Source organism: Mongoliitalea lutea, assembly GCF_014652135.1.
Lineage (GTDB): Bacteria > Bacteroidota > Bacteroidia > Cytophagales > Cyclobacteriaceae > Mongoliitalea > Mongoliitalea lutea.
Genome location: NZ_BMYF01000002.1, coordinates 211,807 through 230,298, shown reverse-complemented (window position 1 = coordinate 230,298; position 18,492 = coordinate 211,807). Strand labels below are relative to the sequence as shown.

The 18,492-nt window shown below is 39.3% G+C and carries 17 protein-coding genes; 9 read left to right on the top strand and 8 right to left on the bottom strand.

Annotated elements, in window-relative coordinates; genetic code table 11:
- The first annotated feature begins 22 nt into the window (after window positions 1-22).
- The 8 genes from IE080_RS02630 (at window position 23) to IE080_RS02595 (ending at window position 9,411) form a co-directional block, all read left to right on the top strand.
- A complete protein-coding gene (locus IE080_RS02630) occupies window positions 23-532 on the top strand; it encodes a hypothetical protein (RefSeq protein ID WP_189578885.1) in 510 nt (169 codons plus the stop codon).
- Window positions 529-2,349: a M64 family metallopeptidase gene (locus IE080_RS02625; RefSeq protein ID WP_189578884.1), complete on the top strand. Its 1,821-nt coding sequence runs from the start codon at window positions 529-531 to the stop codon at window positions 2,347-2,349. The genes IE080_RS02630 and IE080_RS02625 overlap by 4 nt, the downstream gene beginning before the upstream one ends.
- Before the next feature lie 10 nt (window positions 2,350-2,359).
- Window positions 2,360-3,244, top strand: coding sequence for a hypothetical protein (locus IE080_RS02620; protein WP_189578883.1), 885 nt, complete (start codon window positions 2,360-2,362; stop codon window positions 3,242-3,244).
- Complete coding sequence (locus IE080_RS02615; protein WP_189578882.1) at window positions 3,241-4,554, top strand: MptA/MptB family glycosyltransferase; 1,314 nt, start codon at window positions 3,241-3,243, stop codon at window positions 4,552-4,554. The genes IE080_RS02620 and IE080_RS02615 overlap by 4 nt, the downstream gene beginning before the upstream one ends.
- Window positions 4,551-5,288 carry a hypothetical protein gene (locus IE080_RS02610; protein WP_189578881.1) on the top strand — a complete coding sequence of 246 codons (738 nt, stop codon included), beginning with the start codon at window positions 4,551-4,553 and terminating at the stop codon, window positions 5,286-5,288. The genes IE080_RS02615 and IE080_RS02610 overlap by 4 nt, the downstream gene beginning before the upstream one ends.
- A 2-nt stretch (window positions 5,289-5,290) precedes the next feature.
- Window positions 5,291-6,028: a DUF6503 family protein gene (locus IE080_RS02605; protein ID WP_189578880.1), complete on the top strand. Its 738-nt coding sequence runs from the start codon at window positions 5,291-5,293 to the stop codon at window positions 6,026-6,028.
- A gap of 1,544 nt (window positions 6,029-7,572) precedes the next feature.
- Window positions 7,573-8,898, top strand: coding sequence for a DEAD/DEAH box helicase (locus tag IE080_RS02600; protein WP_189578879.1), 1,326 nt, complete (start codon window positions 7,573-7,575; stop codon window positions 8,896-8,898).
- Between the two features lie 171 nt (window positions 8,899-9,069).
- Entirely contained in the window at window positions 9,070-9,411 is a 342-nt protein-coding gene (locus IE080_RS02595; RefSeq protein ID WP_189578878.1) for a hypothetical protein, read from the top strand.
- A 6-nt stretch (window positions 9,412-9,417) separates the two neighbouring features.
- Here IE080_RS02595 and IE080_RS02590 read toward each other — a convergent pair whose 3' ends face one another.
- Genes IE080_RS02590 through IE080_RS02570 form a run of 5 tightly spaced genes read right to left on the bottom strand, consistent with a single transcriptional unit; the run spans window position 9,418 to window position 13,694 of the window.
- Window positions 9,418-10,044, bottom strand: coding sequence for an outer membrane beta-barrel protein (locus IE080_RS02590; protein WP_189578877.1), 627 nt, complete (start codon window positions 10,042-10,044; stop codon window positions 9,418-9,420).
- Between the two features lie 6 nt (window positions 10,045-10,050).
- On the bottom strand, window positions 10,051-10,446 hold the full coding sequence (locus IE080_RS02585; protein WP_189578876.1) for a hypothetical protein: 396 nt from the start codon (window positions 10,444-10,446) through the stop codon (window positions 10,051-10,053).
- 4 nt (window positions 10,447-10,450) lie between these two features.
- Window positions 10,451-11,326 carry a DUF2490 domain-containing protein gene (locus IE080_RS02580; protein ID WP_189578875.1) on the bottom strand — a complete coding sequence of 292 codons (876 nt, stop codon included), beginning with the start codon at window positions 11,324-11,326 and terminating at the stop codon, window positions 10,451-10,453.
- Window positions 11,327-11,336: 10 nt separating this feature from the next.
- Window positions 11,337-13,352, bottom strand: coding sequence for a hypothetical protein (locus IE080_RS02575; protein WP_229800463.1), 2,016 nt, complete (start codon window positions 13,350-13,352; stop codon window positions 11,337-11,339).
- Between the two features lie 12 nt (window positions 13,353-13,364).
- Window positions 13,365-13,694 carry a hypothetical protein gene (locus tag IE080_RS02570; protein ID WP_189578873.1) on the bottom strand — a complete coding sequence of 110 codons (330 nt, stop codon included), beginning with the start codon at window positions 13,692-13,694 and terminating at the stop codon, window positions 13,365-13,367.
- Between the two features lie 174 nt (window positions 13,695-13,868).
- Here IE080_RS02570 and IE080_RS02565 point away from each other — a divergent pair, with 174 nt between their 5' ends.
- Window positions 13,869-14,972, top strand: a complete 1,104-nt coding sequence (locus IE080_RS02565; RefSeq protein ID WP_189578872.1) for an alanine racemase — start codon at window positions 13,869-13,871, stop codon at window positions 14,970-14,972.
- Here IE080_RS02565 and IE080_RS02560 read toward each other — a convergent pair.
- The 3 genes from IE080_RS02560 to IE080_RS02550 are packed head-to-tail and all read right to left on the bottom strand — an operon-like array spanning window position 14,969 to window position 18,308.
- Window positions 14,969-15,763 carry a DUF2490 domain-containing protein gene (locus IE080_RS02560; protein ID WP_189578871.1) on the bottom strand — a complete coding sequence of 265 codons (795 nt, stop codon included), beginning with the start codon at window positions 15,761-15,763 and terminating at the stop codon, window positions 14,969-14,971. The genes IE080_RS02565 and IE080_RS02560 overlap by 4 nt on opposite strands.
- Before the next feature lie 17 nt (window positions 15,764-15,780).
- On the bottom strand, window positions 15,781-17,766 hold the full coding sequence (locus IE080_RS02555) for a hypothetical protein (protein ID WP_189578870.1): 1,986 nt from the start codon (window positions 17,764-17,766) through the stop codon (window positions 15,781-15,783).
- Window positions 17,767-17,768: 2 nt separating this feature from the next.
- Window positions 17,769-18,308 (bottom strand): outer membrane beta-barrel protein, encoded by a 540-nt coding sequence (locus IE080_RS02550; RefSeq protein WP_189578869.1) that lies wholly within the window; start codon window positions 18,306-18,308, stop codon window positions 17,769-17,771.
- Window positions 18,309-18,492: the final 184 nt, after the last annotated feature.

Below are 18,492 nucleotides of genomic sequence, written 5' to 3'. Positions count from 1 at the left end.
GTTAGTAAGCATTCTCAACACAATGAAACGACTATTTTTTTCTCTTTACTGCCTGTTGCTAGCAAGTTGCTTTTCTTGTAAAAGCAGTGAACCTACACAGCAAGCAATTAAGGAACCTTTGGTAGTTCCTGAACCCACCTCTGGGCCTGAAATTCTCATGGCTACTTTTTACATTAACCAACAAGATTCCTTTCACTTGAGTGAAGCCTTTATCAATGTAGGGTACCTTAAAAGCAGTCCGTCCATGCCAGCTTTTTCCTATGATGGAGACCTTCGCTTATCTTGGCTTTCCGGTGATGGGCAAGTTTGTAAACAAGAACTTATATCCAACCCTCTTCTCAAGAAGGTAGAATATGTCAATGATATAGAATCCGGAAAAATCAGCGCAGAGGCTATTGATCTGAAAGAAACCACCTTTTTCATCCGACAGCAGTGGGACGATTGCTTTCAATCCCTGCGTGTGGAGAAAAAAGATGAGGAAGAATGGAAGCTCATTAAACATTTAACTTTTTCCAAACCACCAATCCAATGAAAACACCTTATACACTTCAACTAATGGTACTTTTATTTTTTATCAGCGTAGCGCAAGTCCAAGGCCAACTATTTCCTATGGAAACCATCGTCTCAAACGGTTCTCCTGATAAAATGGTAAACCTCATCATCATGGGAGATGGATATACAGCAAGCGAACAAGAAAAATTCTTGGAAGATGTTCAGAGAAACATCGAAGGCATGTTTTCACAGGAGCCTTGGAAATCGAGGGCCCAGCTCATTAACGTATATGCGATAAAAGTTATCTCCAATGCATCCGGCGCGGCAGATAGTCCCTCTCAACCCATTGATAATTTTTTTGGAAGCTCTTTTAATACCTCAGGAATAGAGCGTCTTTTGTACCCTACTCGTATCAACAGAGTGGTAAGTGTATTGAGTAATAATGCTCCATTTTATGACATTGGAGTAATTATGGTCAATGATCAACGCTATGGTGGTGCAGGTGGTGCTTTTGCTACCTTTTCAACCCATTCATCAGCTTTGGAAATTATGATCCATGAGTTAGGGCATGCTTTTACTTTTTTATCCGATGAATACTGGGCTGGAGATCAGTTTGCAAGAGAAACTGCCAATATGACCAAAGATAGTAATCCTGCCACGAATCGATGGAGAAGCTTTTTGAATACAGAAGGCGTAGGGATTTATCCCCATGAAGAATCTCCAACTTGGTTTAGGCCTCATAATAATTGTAAAATGAGATTTCTAGGTCCGGGATTTTGTGCAGTTTGTATGGACCAAATCCATAATAGAATTAGCACTTTGACAGCACCCGCACCACTACAGAATCCACAATCATTTTTTGGAGCAAATAAACTTGAAATTTACGAAGGGCAAGAAGTTCATTTTTTTGACCTAAGCAGTCAGTCCCCAGATAGTTGGTTATGGAATTTTGTAGGAGGAAACCCAGAAACCAGCACCAATCAAAACCCAGTTATTACATTTTCTCAAGAAGGTAAATATCAAGTAACACTTACAACTATCAATGGAATAGGGAGTTCTACTTTTCAAAGAAATGATTTTATTTCAGTAAAAAAAGACACGGAACCGCCAGTACTACGCACCCAAAACCCAACTATTCAACTAAACCAATCAGGACAAGCTTTCCTCACAATTGCACAAGTTGATAATGGTACAAGAGACAATGTGGGCATCCGTGAACTATTGCTCTCGCAGACTGCATTTGACTGCTCTCATGTAGGTGTAAATGAAGTAAGCTTCCGCGCTATTGATGTCAATGGAAATGAGGCAAGCACTACAGTTTCGGTGACGGTGGTGGACAACATTGCCCCCGTGGTTCGTACCAAAGCATTTACATTGATGCTGGATGAAGAAGGACTCGGTGTACTTAGCGCTGAGGATATTGACGATGGTTCCTCGGATAATTGTGGGATCGAAAGTATGAGTATTTCCAAAACTGAATTTGGAAGAGCGGATGCAGGAGATAATACTGTTACCTTAACTGTGCGAGATGTGAATGGAAACAGCAGTAGTGCAACAGCGACAGTACGGGTGGATGTGATTCTTTTCGCAGGACGTGAAAGTCAGGATGCAGTAGTCCTATACCCTAATCCGAGTCAAGGATTTATACAGGTTTCCTTCCCTAAAATTATTGATCCAAGTTTAAAAAGCATTGAAATCATAGATGCTAAAGGGACACAGCTTCGAAGCATTCAAAGCTTCCCTACATCAGGAAAAGTTATCCCAATTGACGTAAGTCAACTTGCAAATGGTTTATATTTACTCCAACTAACGAAAGAAAATCAAATCGAAACACTTCGGTTTGTAATACAGAAATAAAAACAAACACATGAAATACGCTGCTTACGCATGCCTACTCGTCCTCCTTTGGTCTTCGTGCACATCCAAACAACGGACAGAAATAAACTTCAAGGAATGGGGAAATTACTGGTTTCAAGGAAAAGCGGAAATCTCCTCCTTCCAGCTCAGTCAACACCGATATGGAGAAAGTAGGGATGGGCAAGCAGTTTTGATTTTTGTAACAGAGGATTTTTCCAGAAAAAAACAGGTGAAACTGGACAAGCCTGAGGAGGCTGGGAAAGATAAAATCTCTGTCATTAAAATGAATCAAACAAGAGATTTCATCACGGGTATTTATCCCTATCATATGATGCTATCCACATTCACCCCGACCAAAGAAGCGTCTCAAGGAATCAAGTTTACAGCAAGTGTCCAAGAATGGTGTGGACAAACCTTTACCCAATTCAATTATTCCGGAAAAGATAGCTACAAGGGTAAGTTGTATTCGTACTTCGAGCAAGAAGGCGATCAATCACTGAGTTTGAACGGACTGATGGAAGATGACCTTTGGAATTTATTGCGCATAAATCCTAATCAAATCCCACTAGGTTCTGCTAAAGTCATTCCTTCACTATTTTATCAACGCTTGAGCCACAGAGACTTTAGCACAGAGGAAGCCTTTATCAGCATCAAAGATATTTCCGAGCGAAGAAGCCAGCTGGAAGTCGTCTATGCCAAAGGCTTTCGTGAACTGAGGATAGATTTTGAAAAATCATTCCCCTATCAAATCATGGGCTGGGAGGAAGTAAACATCCGAGGAAATGGTCAGCAGGAAGTCACGACAGCTAAACGCATGGCTATCAAAACCACCGATTACTGGAAACTTAACAAAGTAGAAGACGAATACCTGCGACAGGAATTACAATTGCGATGAAGGCTTTAGTCAATTGGCTTATTCCAATTCTTTTCTTGGTTCTTTTGCTGTTCATGGTCTATGGATTACAGCGTTCAGAAGCTCTTGCATTGCAGGTTTGCTTTGCATCCCTTTTTCTGTTGTTTTTGTATTCCTATTGGAAGTCATCGGAAATTGGTTTTACCAGGCTGTTGATTATTGGCTTGCTCTGTCGATTAGCCTTGATCCCCCATACACCTACCCTTTCGGATGATTTTTATCGCTTTCTATTTGACGGTCATCTTCTCTTACAGGGAATTAATCCATATGCCTATCTTCCCACGGAAGCGTTACAATTGATTTCTGGGGAACCTGTGCCATTCTTGCACAAGTTGCTAACTGCAATGAATTCGGTATCATACTATTCTATTTATCCGCCCTTGCATCAAGCGTTTTTTGCTTGGGCTGCATTGGGAGGAGAATCCCTACTTTGGAACTTGGTTTTATTACGGATTCCCTTGATTTTGGGGGAGATTGGGGTTGCATTTTTGCTTTGGAAACTCCTCCCCTTGTGGAATCAGCAAGCAAGGAAACTCCTATTATACTGGCTCAATCCCCTGGTAATCTTGGAAATCACGGGCAATCTCCATTTTGAAGGATTGGTATTGCTTGGACTTTTGGGCAGTTTATGGTTTTATAAAACCTCCAAACCCATGCTTAGCGCAGGTTTGTGGACCTTTGCCATTGGAATAAAATTAGTCCCTGCAATCTTGGGTGCAGTATGGTTACGAGCCTACCACCCGATCAAACAAAAAGTCTTTTGGATAACTGCTGCTTTCCTTAGTTTCCTTGTGTTATTCCCTTTGTTTCAGAAAGAAGTTTTCTTCAATTTCTACCAAAGTTTTCGATTGTACCAAAGCAGTTTTGAGTTCAATGCCTCCATCTACTACTTTTTGAGATTTATCAGTTCATTTTGGCTCGACTACAATCCCATCGGTACTTTGGGGCCTATTTTGAGCATCTTGGCAATCATGGGGCTAGTGGTATTTGCCTGGTTAAAACCTAAATCAATGGATTTAGCAACTGCTTTTGTCGTTACTTATGTGATTTACCTACTTATGCAAACGACCATTCACCCATGGTATATCATTCCTTTGTTTGGTAGTAGTTTACTTACCCGGATGAATAGTCCCTTACTATGGACGTATGTAATTTTCCTATCCTATTCTGCCTATGCTACTGACCCTGCGCAGGAGTCCACAGTAATCCTTTTGGTACAGTACCTTCCCTTCCTTATTTTTGCCACTTGGGAGTTCTTCATCAAACCAACAAGGACTATAACTACACTATGAAAAAATTGCAAACATGGGTATTGATCATATGCCTTGCTATCATCAGCGCCTGTTCATCTTCAGAAAACCAAGCCATTGCTCTGTTAGAAAAAGCTATTCAGGCCCATGGAAGTCAGGTCAGATGGGATGAGTTGAGAGGGTTTGAGTTTGTGAAAAAAACCATGCTTTACGAAGAAGATGGATCTGAGGAATCTATGCTAGTCCAACACATACAATTCAAATTACAGCCCTATTTTGAAGCAAATTTGAACTGGGAAAAAGACAGTATCGAGCACCGGGTGAGTTTTGACGGGCTGAAAACCCGCTACTACATGGGTAGCAATGAAATCCTGAATGAAGGTTTTTTGGCGAGTAAAAAAAGAGAAATTGATGCGGCATTCTACGTAATGGACAAACCTTTCGCTTTACTCCAAGGAGCTAAAAACCTGAGCTATGAGGGATTGGTAACCTTGCCCGATGGACGGGAAATGGAATCTATCCAGGTGATTGACGGAGATCCCAACGACCCCAAAACTGATGTATGGTGGTATTATTTCCATCCACAAACCCATCAACTTGTAGCATACAAAGTTAAAACAGCTGACCATTACAGCTTGGTTTACAATTTGGAAATGGACCGATCGCTTGGGGTTGCTTTTCCTATGAAACGGGAGTCTTTTCGGGTGGATAGTTTAGGAAACATCCTTTACCTGAGAGCCTCCTATGAATTCACCAATTATCAAAAATTAGACTAACCATGAAAAATACGATACTTCTAATTTGTTTGCTTGGTATCCTATGGTCCTGTCAGGAAAAAAATCCTGCGCAGATCATTGTTGACAAGGCCATCGCTGCCCATGGAGGGGAGCTATTTGAGCAATCTACTATTTCATTTGATTTCAGGGAGCGCAGTTACAGCATTTTCAAGTCTCCATCGGCTTACGAATATACCCGGGAATTTACAGACTCCACAGGCCGTATCAAGGATGTGCTCAATAATGCCGGTTTCACCCGAACAGTCAATGGAGAAGTAGTGAATTTGGAGCAAAAGCAAATCACTGCATTTACCAATTCGGTCAATTCTGTGGCGTATTTTGCCTTTTTGCCCTATGGATTGAATGATGCGGCGGTACAAAAAACCTATCTCGGGCAGGTGACTTTGGAAGGGAACCTGTATGAATTGGTCAAAATAACTTTCGCTGAAGAAGGCGGTGGAGAAGATTTTGAGGATGAATTTTTGTATTGGTTTGATGCAGACACATTCAAACTAGCCTACCTAGCCTATTCCTTCCACACCAACGAAGGTGGTGTTCGCTTCCGCAAAGCCATCCGCGAACATGCTGTCAATGGGCTAATCCTTCTAGACTACGAAAACTACAAACCCAAAATCAAAGACACCCCACTCGAAGACCTTGCAGCCTTATTCGAAGCAGGAGAATTGGAGTTGCTGTCTGAGATTGAGATGGAGGATATAAAAGTGAAGAGGGAGGAGTGAGCAGTGGGATTGGAATGTGGAATTAGGAATTTGGAATGAAGGATGAAGGGTGAAGGATGAAGGATGAACAGTGGGTAGTGGGATTGGAATGAGGAATGTGGAATGAAGGGTGAAGGATGAATGTGGGTAGTGTTAAAACTATCGCTTTTGGGTTTTAGCCCAAGATTAAGAATAGTAGTTAGGAATAAAATTCAGGTAATTTCTTAAGGAATCCACCGATCAATAGCCTTGGATTTTAATCCCAGGCATTGGAGATGAAATGGGATTGGAATGTGGAATGTGGAATTAGGAATGAAGGATGAAGGATGAACAGTGGGTAGTATTAAAACTGTCGCTTTTGGGTTTTAACCCACGATTGGAATTGAATTTTTGAAATGAAATTTTCCGAATGTCAAGACAGAACACACCAATCAATAGCCGTGGCTTTTAAGCCCCGGCATTGTAATTGAAGCGAACAGTAAAAAAATCCTGTAAGATGAAAAACTCCGACAGGAGTCAACTACCGAAAGTTATTAGCCCCGAGTCACAACTCGGGGTTTATGTGAATAGATTTATTTTGATCATCCCAACTCCGGCAGGAGTTGAATTATTGGGGATGATAATTTTTTAGACACAGATTTTGAGGGATTGGCACAGATTGACACAGATGGGAGGTGCGGCGTTGTTTTAGAGGCATTAGGTCTTTTAACTACCATTACTCCCTCCTAATTCGACTCCTACCGGAGTCGGGAATTGTGGATGGGATATTCTCTTTTAACCCCGAGTTGATACTCTGGGCTAATACCCTGCGGGATTAAACTCCTATCGGAGTTAGGTTTGCTTTTCGAAATCCCGCTTCTCGAAATTTGCAATTTCGGGAAACAGATAAATGGAGCTTTGCAATCTCCTTGGGTGAATCGTCTTGTCAAGCCAAATAATCCATAAGTTTTAAAAAGATTGCCCTAGAGGATTACAAATCCTCATTTATCTACCGACCGAGATTACAAATCTCGGACAGCGCTCATACAAAAATACCCTATTAGTATCCAATTCGACCCAATTCTGGGTCGGCCGGTTACTCTTGTAATTGCTCTTTGCTATAAACATGTGACCTCTTCGAGGTCTTAATTAACAATCATATTTCGATAGGCTACCCAAAAAAATTACATCAAACCCAACAAATCAATCCTTCCTAATCCCGGAGCCTGCGACCAAATTTCATAAATCTATCCATCCATTAATGTCAGCTACCAAGGAAATCTTCTAAATCATCCCTCCGTGAAATCTGTGCCATCTGTGGACAAGAAAACATTCTGCAATTGCTATCCCAATACCCCTCCATTTAAGATCTCAGGGCTAATGTCCCTTTTCAGTCCAAACCAATTATTTCAATTTTATTTCCACCTTATTTCAACCTTATTTCAATTCACTACCCCAAAAAATTATCCTCCAATATCGCACCGCCAATATCGATCAATATCAATTTCCCAATTATTCCGCATCAGCATTATTTCTACTTTACTTCACGCTGTATATTCCAATTTTATTCTCCGTATTTTAGCAGCATGGAAAATGATGCACAAAGATTGGAACAACAATTTTTAGACAACATCGGTATAGCTACATTAAATCAAATGCAACGGGCATTTATTGATGCAGCTGCCAATGATCCCAATTTAATGTTGTTAGCACCGACAGGTTCGGGGAAGACTTTGGCATTTTTATTTCCTCTGGTCTACAAACTTGATCCTACTTCCCGAAGTACACAGGCCCTTATAATTGTTCCCTCACGTGAATTGGCCATTCAAATCGAACAGGTATTCAAATCCTTGAAAACAGGTTATCGGGTGAGTACCTGCTATGGGGGACATTCCATGAAATTGGAAAAAAACAGTTTGGGCGAATTACCTGAGGTGGTTATTGGAACCCCCGGCAGACTTTCCGACCATGTCAATCAAGGTTCCCTCGATACTTCTGCTATCCAAACGGTGGTGTTGGATGAATTTGACAAATCCCTCCAACTCGGATTCCACGAGCAATTGAGAGACATCTTCAGAAAACTCATCAGTGTTCAAAACCATTTCCTCACCTCAGCCACAAAAATGGGCCGCTTGCCTGAGTTTATTCCTTTTGACAATCCCCCTGTGGTGGATTTTCTTCGGCAACAACAAGAATCCAAGCTGGAATTGAAGCTTGTTCGCACGAATACCAAGGAAAAAATCCAGAATTTGATGCGTCTGATTTCCCATTTTCAGGGGGAATCCAGCATTGTGTTTTGCAATCATCGGGAGGCGGTTGACCGCATCAGCTTGTTGTTGGGAGATCATGGCTACGAACATGCGGTATTACACGGAGGCATGGAACAGTTGGACCGGGAGAAGAATCTGATCAAATTCAGAAGTGGGGTGGTGAATTTGTTGATCGCTACCGATTTGGCTTCCAGAGGATTGGACATCCCAGAAATCAAGCATATTGTGCACTACCAAGTCCCACCAAAAGAAGATGCCTTTATTCATAGAAATGGCCGTACCGCACGCATGCATGCATCTGGACAGGGTTACTTGATCTTGGCTGAAGACGAAGATTTCCCAGAATACTTGGATGAAAAACGCATGGAGGAAGTGGTAATAGATGAAACCATTGCTTCCAAACCAACCGGATTTTCTTTACTCTATTTTAGTGCTGGGAAAAAGGATAAAATTAGTAAAGGAGATATTGTAGGTTTCCTGATTAAAATCGGAGGAGCTAGTAACAACGACATTGGTTTGATTACCATAATGGACTTTGCCAGTTATGTCGCCGTCAAGAGCAAAATAGCCACTGGCTTAGTTAAGAAACTTAATGGAGAAAAGTTGAAAAAGTCCAAGGTAAAGGTAGCGGAAGCGACTTAAAAAGAATATGATTTTATAAAAATAGTATTACCTCAAGTACCAAAAACTAGTAAAGCTATTTAAATTATATAAGATACAGATTAATTCAGGAATAGGCTTTCGAAATTTAGTTGTTAATTTAGCTAGTAATTTTATCAGCAGTTTTAAAATAAACGATTAACCTCTAAACACATGAAAAGATTTCTTATACAATGTGCCATTTTACTGATTTTAAGCTTACACACTGCTTGTATTTCCAATCAGAAAGTAATTAGTCAATTTGTTGGTGCTAATCAAAATGAGCTCTTGGCGCGCTGGGGAAATCCTGACAGCATAGAAGAAGAAGGAATGTTTACCGTATGGGTTTATGATAGGTTTGATGGTAAATTACCGGGAACCACCGGTACTAAATCGATCCCAACTGAAGCAGATGGTAGTTCCAGGTATGATGGCCCTAAGACTGTAAAATTTTTTATCAATTCGAGCAGAATGATCACTAGATATGAGTTGATTACCCCTTACGATGAGGATTAAGGCTGTTTAATAAAACTGGAAATAAACACCATAACCCAAATGGAATTGAAAGAATATCAATCCAGGATTAGCTGTGAAGTCAAACTCATTCGTTCTGTTCTCAAAAACCTTTCCTTCTCTAAATTGAACCGCCGATAGGATATTGACATTCGTAAAAATCCCGAAATTTTTACTGAGCGGGAGTTTTGCGCCACCTTCCACAGAAAATCCAAAACGGTTGAAGGATTCAAAATTGGGATCAAAAGAGTTGAAAGCAATATTCCCTATCCGCATTCCTCCAAAAGGATAAATCGCTGCATTTCCTGCACTGTTTTCATAAAATACCCCAGCCATAAATGAGCGTATATTTGCCCCAGCTAATTGCTCCCAATTGGACCATTTGGTTGGTTTGAACTTAATATCCGTTGGACCGGAAAGATAGGTAGCATCTAACATCAATCCATTTCCAAGTTTATAGAAAAGGGAGGTTTGAAAGGCAAAATCCTCACGAGGCATTACTGTACCTGAAGGTGTATTGACATTTCCTCCTACTCTATAACCGGGTGCAAGCCTTGCTCCAAAAGACTGGGCAGTAGCTTCCTGTAACCCAAAAAAAGATATCAAACCTAATAATACTACAATAGCTATTTTCATACGTGTTTATCTTCTTACGGTCTCTATCCAAGTTATTTCAAAGGGTACAATGCGGGCAGAACCTGTTTCTTCCATGACCAATTCCTCAGAAAAGGGAATGTATTCATTTCCGAAAAAACGGATCAATTTCCGATCTTCTAAATAAGAAGCAGGCAAGTTACAGGTTCGTAACACCGTCAGGTTTTCATCATTTGGAAATCTGGCCACTATGAAAAACTCCTGACGGTCATTATCAAACCGAACCAGGCCATCAACCGAATTCCAAACCCGATTGACCTCCAATGATCGGAGCGTTGGGCAGGAGGCAATTTCTTCAAAATCCAAAATATTGGTACAGGAAGAAAAACCTAAGACTCCTATACCAAACAAAAGCATACAAATTCTTGCGATTTTCTTTTTCATGCTGCTAATAAATCAGATTTTCAAGTCTATCCTTATTATCCTTTCCGATTCTCAATTTCGAGAAGTAATCGATGAAGAGGTAAAACATGGGACCTCTTGTCAAATCAATCGTACGACCATCTCCTCTAAAGTTGTATTGATGCAGGTATCCCACATCAATCCTTGCCCAATCCCAAAATCGGTAACCGATACCAACAAAATTTCTACTTTGTGCAAATTGATTGAGATTCATCCGCGGACCAAACTCCAAATGGATCTCGTGGTAGTTGACTGTATAAATCACATTATTGTCGTAGAAATGCTTTCCGTTTAAAGGAGTTCTGAATCGGGTACGCTGTCTCATTCGGTAGTTCCAAACAGGTCCAAATGGCTCGTCCACACCTCTCCACCTACTTTCAAACCTCCAACGGTGTGTCAGGTTGATCCATTCTTTACCTGCTTTTTTGATATAAGCATCTTGGGTAATTTCAAAGGTTGTCCGCAATTCATACTCCCTATCACCAATCAGATCAACATCCGAAGGCTGTCCCTGACGAGGATCACTGAGAAATAAGGCAACAGGGCTTAAATGGACACGTGTATACCTTCCAAACTGATAGGCTATAAAAGGTCGGATACTTGTCCGGAGGGGCTGCTCAAAGATATTGTTGTTTCCCAACCCACTTTGCCTACGGTTAATTATATCGAAGTAGTAAAACCAAGTTTTTGATTCGGATAAGTAATCAAAGAAAATGAACTTGGTATAATATACCCGTTGATCCAACATTCTTCTATCCGGTCTTATCACCGAAGCCTCATCATCTAATATCTGACTATACAACGGATGAACCGTGGCAAGGGTAATGAGCATTACCAACACTTGTAAAACTTTCCTATTCATTGAGTCCGAATTATAATTCTAGGATTCTTTTGATTCTATTTGGATTTGATTCTCTTCGTAGTCTTCGTTCGATTACTTGCGTTTCCGAATCAGGTAATTTGGCTAATTCAAACAGTCGTTGGAAAGCAGCATCCATTTCGGTAAGAAGTCTTGGAATTTCCTCGTAACTCTCTGCATCTATGATGTTTTCTCGATAGGATGGCAACAAGTGGTCAATAGCGGCGAAATAAATATTTCTTTTGATTCTTGTCTTAATATCATGCCTATCCATATAAGGATTATAGGACATGCGGGTGTATGCTTCATCCAACTGCTGCAATTTTTTTCGTACCTCTCCCACCGGAGCGTAAGCATCGATATACACTTTGGTCAGCTCTAAAATTTCCAGACCGACTGCCTGTTTCTTCTCAAAATCTATAAGATTTGTATATTCCTGCATGAGCAGATCACGCTTTTGTTCATAATTCGAATACATTGCTACATGAAAACGTGTTAAAATCACACCATCCTTGTCAACAGCGTCTATACCTCGTTTGACATCGTACGTTTCCTCTACCCTTTTTAGATACATCAAGATATCCTCCTCTAATTGTTGGGAAACCAAAAACTCTTCAATTTCAATAATCGAGGATTTAAAAAATGGATCCAAGGTTTCTATTATCGCTCCTTTTTTTTCTACATAAGTAAACAGGTTTTGGATAATCAAATCACTATTTGAAAAATCCACTTCATTGGGAATTACTTTGGAGCGTTGCTGACCATCATAAGAATATCGGACGGTGTCATAGGCCAATAATCCTTCTACTCCTGGACGGAAATAGGTTCTCTTGCTTTGATATTTAAAGTAATCGCTATGGAGTAAGTCTAAATTATCCCGAACAATCTGAAGATTCCCAAGAATCCTTTCTGCATAGCGAAATGAAAAAGATAAAGAATCTGATCGCTGGCGGTACAATGCCAAACTGGTGTTATTCACAAATTTCTCTAGATCAGAAATGTAGCGATTGACAGATTTTTCAGCCTTATCAAGCAATTCTCTCTCTTTGGCGGTAAGCGTATATTCAAATCTTCTGGTGGCTGCAGGTAATAGTTCTGGGCTACCCTCAAGCTTCAATCCAATGACAAGTGTATTGCTGGAAATTAAGCTAAACAAGTCATTTAAAATTTCATTACCATTTTTTTGGGAGATTTCCTCTTTACTGAAGTAGGGAAATCCATCATCAAAAAACACATCAAAAAAATCACTTCCAATTTTAAAATCTATACCCTCTTTTCCTTCTCGGGCATCTTGCAACTTTTGCTTGACCCTATCAAATGAGACTTCGAAAATAGTTATTCCGTTGCTGTTATCTTTTTGAACAAGTGATATCAAAAATCCATCATCATATAAGCGTTCTTCATGGTAATCAATTGAGTCCTTTCGATAAGTCAGTTCCCATTTCCCATCAAAAAAATGCCTTGTATTAAATTGACCTTTTATTTGGGTAGAATTCGGCGGAGAGTGAACAAAAAAACTAAATGGACCGATTAACCGTGACTCCTGAAAGTTAACTTGGAGGTTTTTGAGCTGTTTGGAAAGTTTCCCATCATCTACCATAAACTCCTCTAGTTTCCACATACCCGAGGCCTCTCCCATATCATAATTAGCTTCTAGCTTTTGTGTGGTACCATTGAGGGAAGTTTGAACTTGAAAACGTTCGTTTACAGTGTTGATGCTTACCTCAAAGGTATTGTGGATATATTGCCACACTTTGTCCTTTTTCCCCTCATGATATGTACCATTGACACGCCTTTGAATAAAGCGTCCAAGGGAGTCTACATTCTCTGATACAAAAGAAAAACCACCATGTAAGACCGTATCACCCGAGGCATTGAGGTAGTAATTGAAATTAGCGCTACCAATTACATTTTCCATCAGCTGAAATGTTTTCTGAGTCTTTTTGATGGCCGGTTGTTGAGCAAAAGCCGTATGTGGCACCAACAAAAAAGTCAAAAGAAAACAAAGTACAAGATTAAATGATCCCATTTCTTGATATGATTAATCTAATCTATACATTAATTTTATTGAAGCTGAATTACCTATAGTTGCCTCATTTGATATTTTACATTGAACTTTTTCAAGAATTATTAATTCTACATTTTTTGCCCCTTTTTCTTTTGCGAACGATTTTATTCTTTTCTCAAATGAACCCAACAGCGTTTCATATCGGTCTATATTATTATTACCGACCAATTCAACAAGGGTGTATTCCTTTACATCTTGTGTAGGATTTTCCTTATAAATCACTTCGATATCATTACCAAAAACAACTGGAGAAAAGCCTATCATAAGCACAATCAGAATTATACATTTTTTCATAGCATCCATTTTTTTTGTTTTTCATGATATAAAGTTCCAAGAGGATGCCAAAATTGGTATCGAAGAAAAATTCAAAAGGAAAAAGGCACCTATGCTTTGACTTTTTCAGTGATTTTGTTTATTCTTTTTTTGATACCTTGCATCTGCTTTAAAGGAGACTCAGAATCACAACAACTATATTAAATGCTAGATACCATTACTTCCCCCACTCTACTTATTGACGAACAAATCTGCCGCAACAACATTGCACGAATGGCTGCAAAAGCCAAAAAACATGGCATGGAATTAATCCCTCACATGAAGACTGCGCAATCTCATATCGTAGGTGATTGGGCCAGGAAATACGGTATTCGGGAAATAACGGTTTCTTCACTCAAGATGGCTTCCTATTTTTCAACAAAGAGTTGGGATATTATTCATATCGCATTTCCATTTAATCCACGGGAGATCCACGTGTTTAACGAGTTAGCTTCTCAACAAAAACTTTCCATTCAATTGGTAAATCCAACAGTCACAACAATAGTTGCAGATAATTTGACTACGGCAGCTGGTTTTTTTATTGAAATTGATGCTGGATATGGAAGGACGGGAGTTCCATACGAGCAAACAGCTCTAATTGATGAGATACTTACAGCAGCGAAGAAGAATCCTTTACTTTCATTTAGGGGGTTTTATATCCACCCAGGACATAGCTATTATACCAAAGACATCGTTGGTATTTACAAGGAAAGCAGGCATGCATTAGCACTATTAAAAAGTCAATACATCAGTAAATATCCCAACTTAAAAACCAGAATTGGAGATACTCCCGGTTGTTCTCTAATGGATGATTTTGGAGATATCGATCAGATGGGGCCAGGTAACTTTATGTTTTACGATGTCACACAGGCAAGAATTGGCAGCTGTAACTTGGCCGATATCGCTGTCGCTCTTGCTGTTCCTGTAGTGGATATACAAGTAGAAAAAGGCGAAATCCTCGTCCATGGAGGAGGTGTGCATTTATCCAAAGATGTTTTATTTGAGCAGGATGGCAGCAAAAACTTTGGGGAAGTAGTCTACTTACAAGAAGGTGTTGCATGGGAAGTACCACAGCAGCGCTCTTATGTCAAAAGTGTATCACAGGAGCATGGGATTATCAAAGCATCCCCTGAGCTCCTCCAAGGAGTACAAATAGGAGACTTATTAGGAATCCTTCCCATCCATAGCTGTATGACAGCAGATTGTATGAAGTCATACTACACCCTTAATGGACAGTTACTTGATCATGCTGAAGGTATGGCAATTTAGAAGCTATAGTTATACCTTCTTTTGTTTTTGCTCAAAACATCCATGAAAAGATAGAACATAGGTCCCTGAGAAACATCAATTTGTCGATTATTGCCGCGGGTATTTAACTGATAGATATAACCAAGTTCTAAACGCGTCCATTCCCAAAAACGATAACCAATGCCTATATAATTTCTATTTTGGGAGAAGTAATTGGTACCATAATCTCTACCAAACTCCACGTGCATTTCAGAATATTGTGAGATGTACCAAGTGTTGTTGGTATAGAAATAATCGGTATTTAATGGGATTCTGGTTCGCATACGATAACGCACACGCCAATTGTGCCCAGGGCCATCCTCATTATCTATTCCTCTCCATCGAGATTCAAATCGCAATCTATGGGTAAAATTAAATCTCCCATAATACGCATAGTTATTGATTTGCAAGGTTGTCCTCAACTCCCGCTCAAATGGTCTATCTAGGTCAGTTTCTAACGGAAATCTAGGAGCAGAATAAAATACACCTATCGGGTTTAAACTCACCCGTGTAAGTTTGGTAAATTGATAGGCAATCCAAGGACGAATACTAATCCGAAGGGGTTCTCCCCAAAAGTCAGACTGCCCTAATTCACTTTGACGTCTGTAAACAACATCCGCCTCCCATGCCCACTTGGTAGTATCGTTGAAAAAGTCAGCGATATAGTATTTTGTATACAAGATTCGATTGTCCAAAAACTCACGTTCTCCTTGGGAGAAAGAGGGAAAGTTTAAAAGAATCAATCCTATGCTTACTAAAATTATTTTTTTCATTTGAGTATTCTTTAAGGTTAGAGATTTAACAGTCGCTCAATTCTTGATGGAATATTTTCCCTTCTTAGCGCTCTGTCTAATCTCACCACCTCAGGGTTATCACTATCCGAAGCCAATTCTTTCAATCTATCCTCTAACTTTTCAATTCTTCGAATCCTATTAGTCAAGTGCTCACATGTTTTTGATTGAAATAAGTTTTCAATGTAATACTGTAACAATATGCCGGTAGATTTACCGTAAATACTTGGTAAAATTTTCGTTTCGATATCTCGTTCAAAAAACGGATTAGGACTGAATCGAGTGAAATCTTTATCAAGTCTTGCCGGTAGATTTTCAAACTCTAAAATATCATCATGCTCTTCTTCTAAAAGTGCATGCAAGCAAGTTAACTCCTCACCTAATTTAACTTTTTCATCAAAATCATCTGCATCTAAATACTTCTCCTGAATATCCAATAAAAGATTATTGCTCAACACTCGATACAGTCGGTAATCTATAGGCATCTGATCAAAGGTACGGTCGGAAGGTATATTTTGGAAGTAAGAGTAGAGCGCATCATTCTTGGTTTTAAGCTGCACGATCTGATTGTCCAGACTATCAATGGTCGCCTGCTGATCAAAAATTCTGATTTCCATAAATGCATATTCTAAGAATCTATCTGCCCTTTTCTGAATGATTTCAGATGCTGCATCCATTTGGCTGATCATTTGCATGGGATCATCTACATATATATCTAATTCAAAAGGTGCTGTCAATTCATCCTTTTCTGTTTCATATGAAAAACTGGAAGGCTTGTTTAATCCTGGCAAACCATCAGGATAATAGTTAGGCCTATAAAGAAAGTCAAAGAACCCTTCATTCATCAAGTTAATCACATCCAGCATGTCTTGACTTCTTTTTCTTGCATGATCTACGTACCCAAAAATATATGGAAGGCTATCGATTCTAAATTTATTGAGTATAAAATTAGGATTTGATAAAAAATCGTTGTATTCATCCACCATGATTTTCAGGCGGGGCTCCAAATCCGTGATGATGGATTGCTCTTCAGCCGGATACACAAACTTAAATCGTCTGGTAAACTTAAATTCTGGCTGCTGTCTATTTTCATCAGCTTGATTTGCAAATCGACCTATACGGTCTAAAAACACCTTAAATACCGCATTTCCAACCTCTTGTGCAGTCAATTTCAAATCGGATTCATTGTATCCGTTTTGAAAAAGTAATCCAAATCCTTCTTCACTGATTGTAAAATCAATGTTTTCAATAGTACCTTCCAGTGACTTTAAATTACGGATCACATCTTCATATTCAAGATCTAAAATCACCTCTCCCCCTTGCTGTTTGATCAGATTAATCAAAAATCCGTTTTCATAAATCCGTCTTTCAACTATTCTCTTTCCTTCTTCTTCATATTCCAATGTGACAAGTCCATCAAAAAACCCCTCATTGGTCAACTTTCCCAAGGTAGAGGTATTGGAAATACCCCCTTTAGAAGAAAAATCTCCAATAGCTGTTCCGTTTGAAAAATTAAAGGATGCACCACTACTCGCTGCTTGCCTTCTATTATTTTTTACTACCACGTTTTCTATCTCCCATTTCCCATGGGGTACACCTTCTTTGTATGAAAACTTTGCACTACGCTCTATCCCATCCAATTCATAATCCAATCGAAGGATTCTGCCCTCAATCACATCATTTACTTGAAGTTTGTATTCATCTAGTTTATAAGTCCACAAACCATCAAACTTATCTTCTTTAAAATTGCCTGAAATCCGCAAGCGATTTAATTGTTTAGAGGCCGGTAAATCATATAACTCCGAAATGAAATTATACCTACCCTGCTTCACCTCAATACTGTCATTCTTTAGTAACCGAATTTCTTCTGTACCTACAAACTCCTCAAAATACACCGTGTCTCTTGAAACTGTACGGATGTTTTGAGCAATTAATTCAACCTGAAACAAGGTCAGTAAGGCTAGGATATAAATTTTTGCTTTCATCATCATTGCCTGTAACGTCTAAATAAAAAATACCCAAAATCAATATAAAATGCATTTAAACTACCTAAATCTCTTCGATCAAGATTATTGACACCAATATATGATCTCACTCTAAAGTAAAAGTCTTTTTGTTCACCACTCAGACCAAAAAACATTCCTCCATCAAGTGATTTAAATTCATTGACATCAAATAAAAACTGATCATTTCCCAATGAAGAATAGGTTCCAATCTGTCTACCTCCAATCCTCGCACTCAATTGAGTCCCCAATAAAAACCTAAAATCAATACTTGTAAACTCCGGCAAACCAAAAGATGCAAAAATGGGAAAGTCCAAATGATTGGTTCGAAAATCAACCTGATTTAAATGATTAAAGGTTCTAGCAGAGTAATGCATACCATAGTGAAAAAATGAAATTTTTCCCATAGGAAGAAAGCCTTCCAAACCTAATTGATAACCACTTCCATAACTGAGATTTCTAAACTCGTCGCTCCAAAAGACGCCTCCACGATTGAGTCCTGCAACAAGCTTTATATCATCCATAAAATATGGGAGATTTCCCCACTTTGTGGACTCTTTTTTTTCCTTTTCTGAATCTTTTTCATCCTCAGTTTCACTTTGGCTAAAGCCGGATTGAGAAGAAAGCAGGATTAAAATCACTGCAAAAAATAAAAATGAGGCAATTGGACAGCGCCTACAAAGCTGAGTTGTAAATAGACTATAGCTC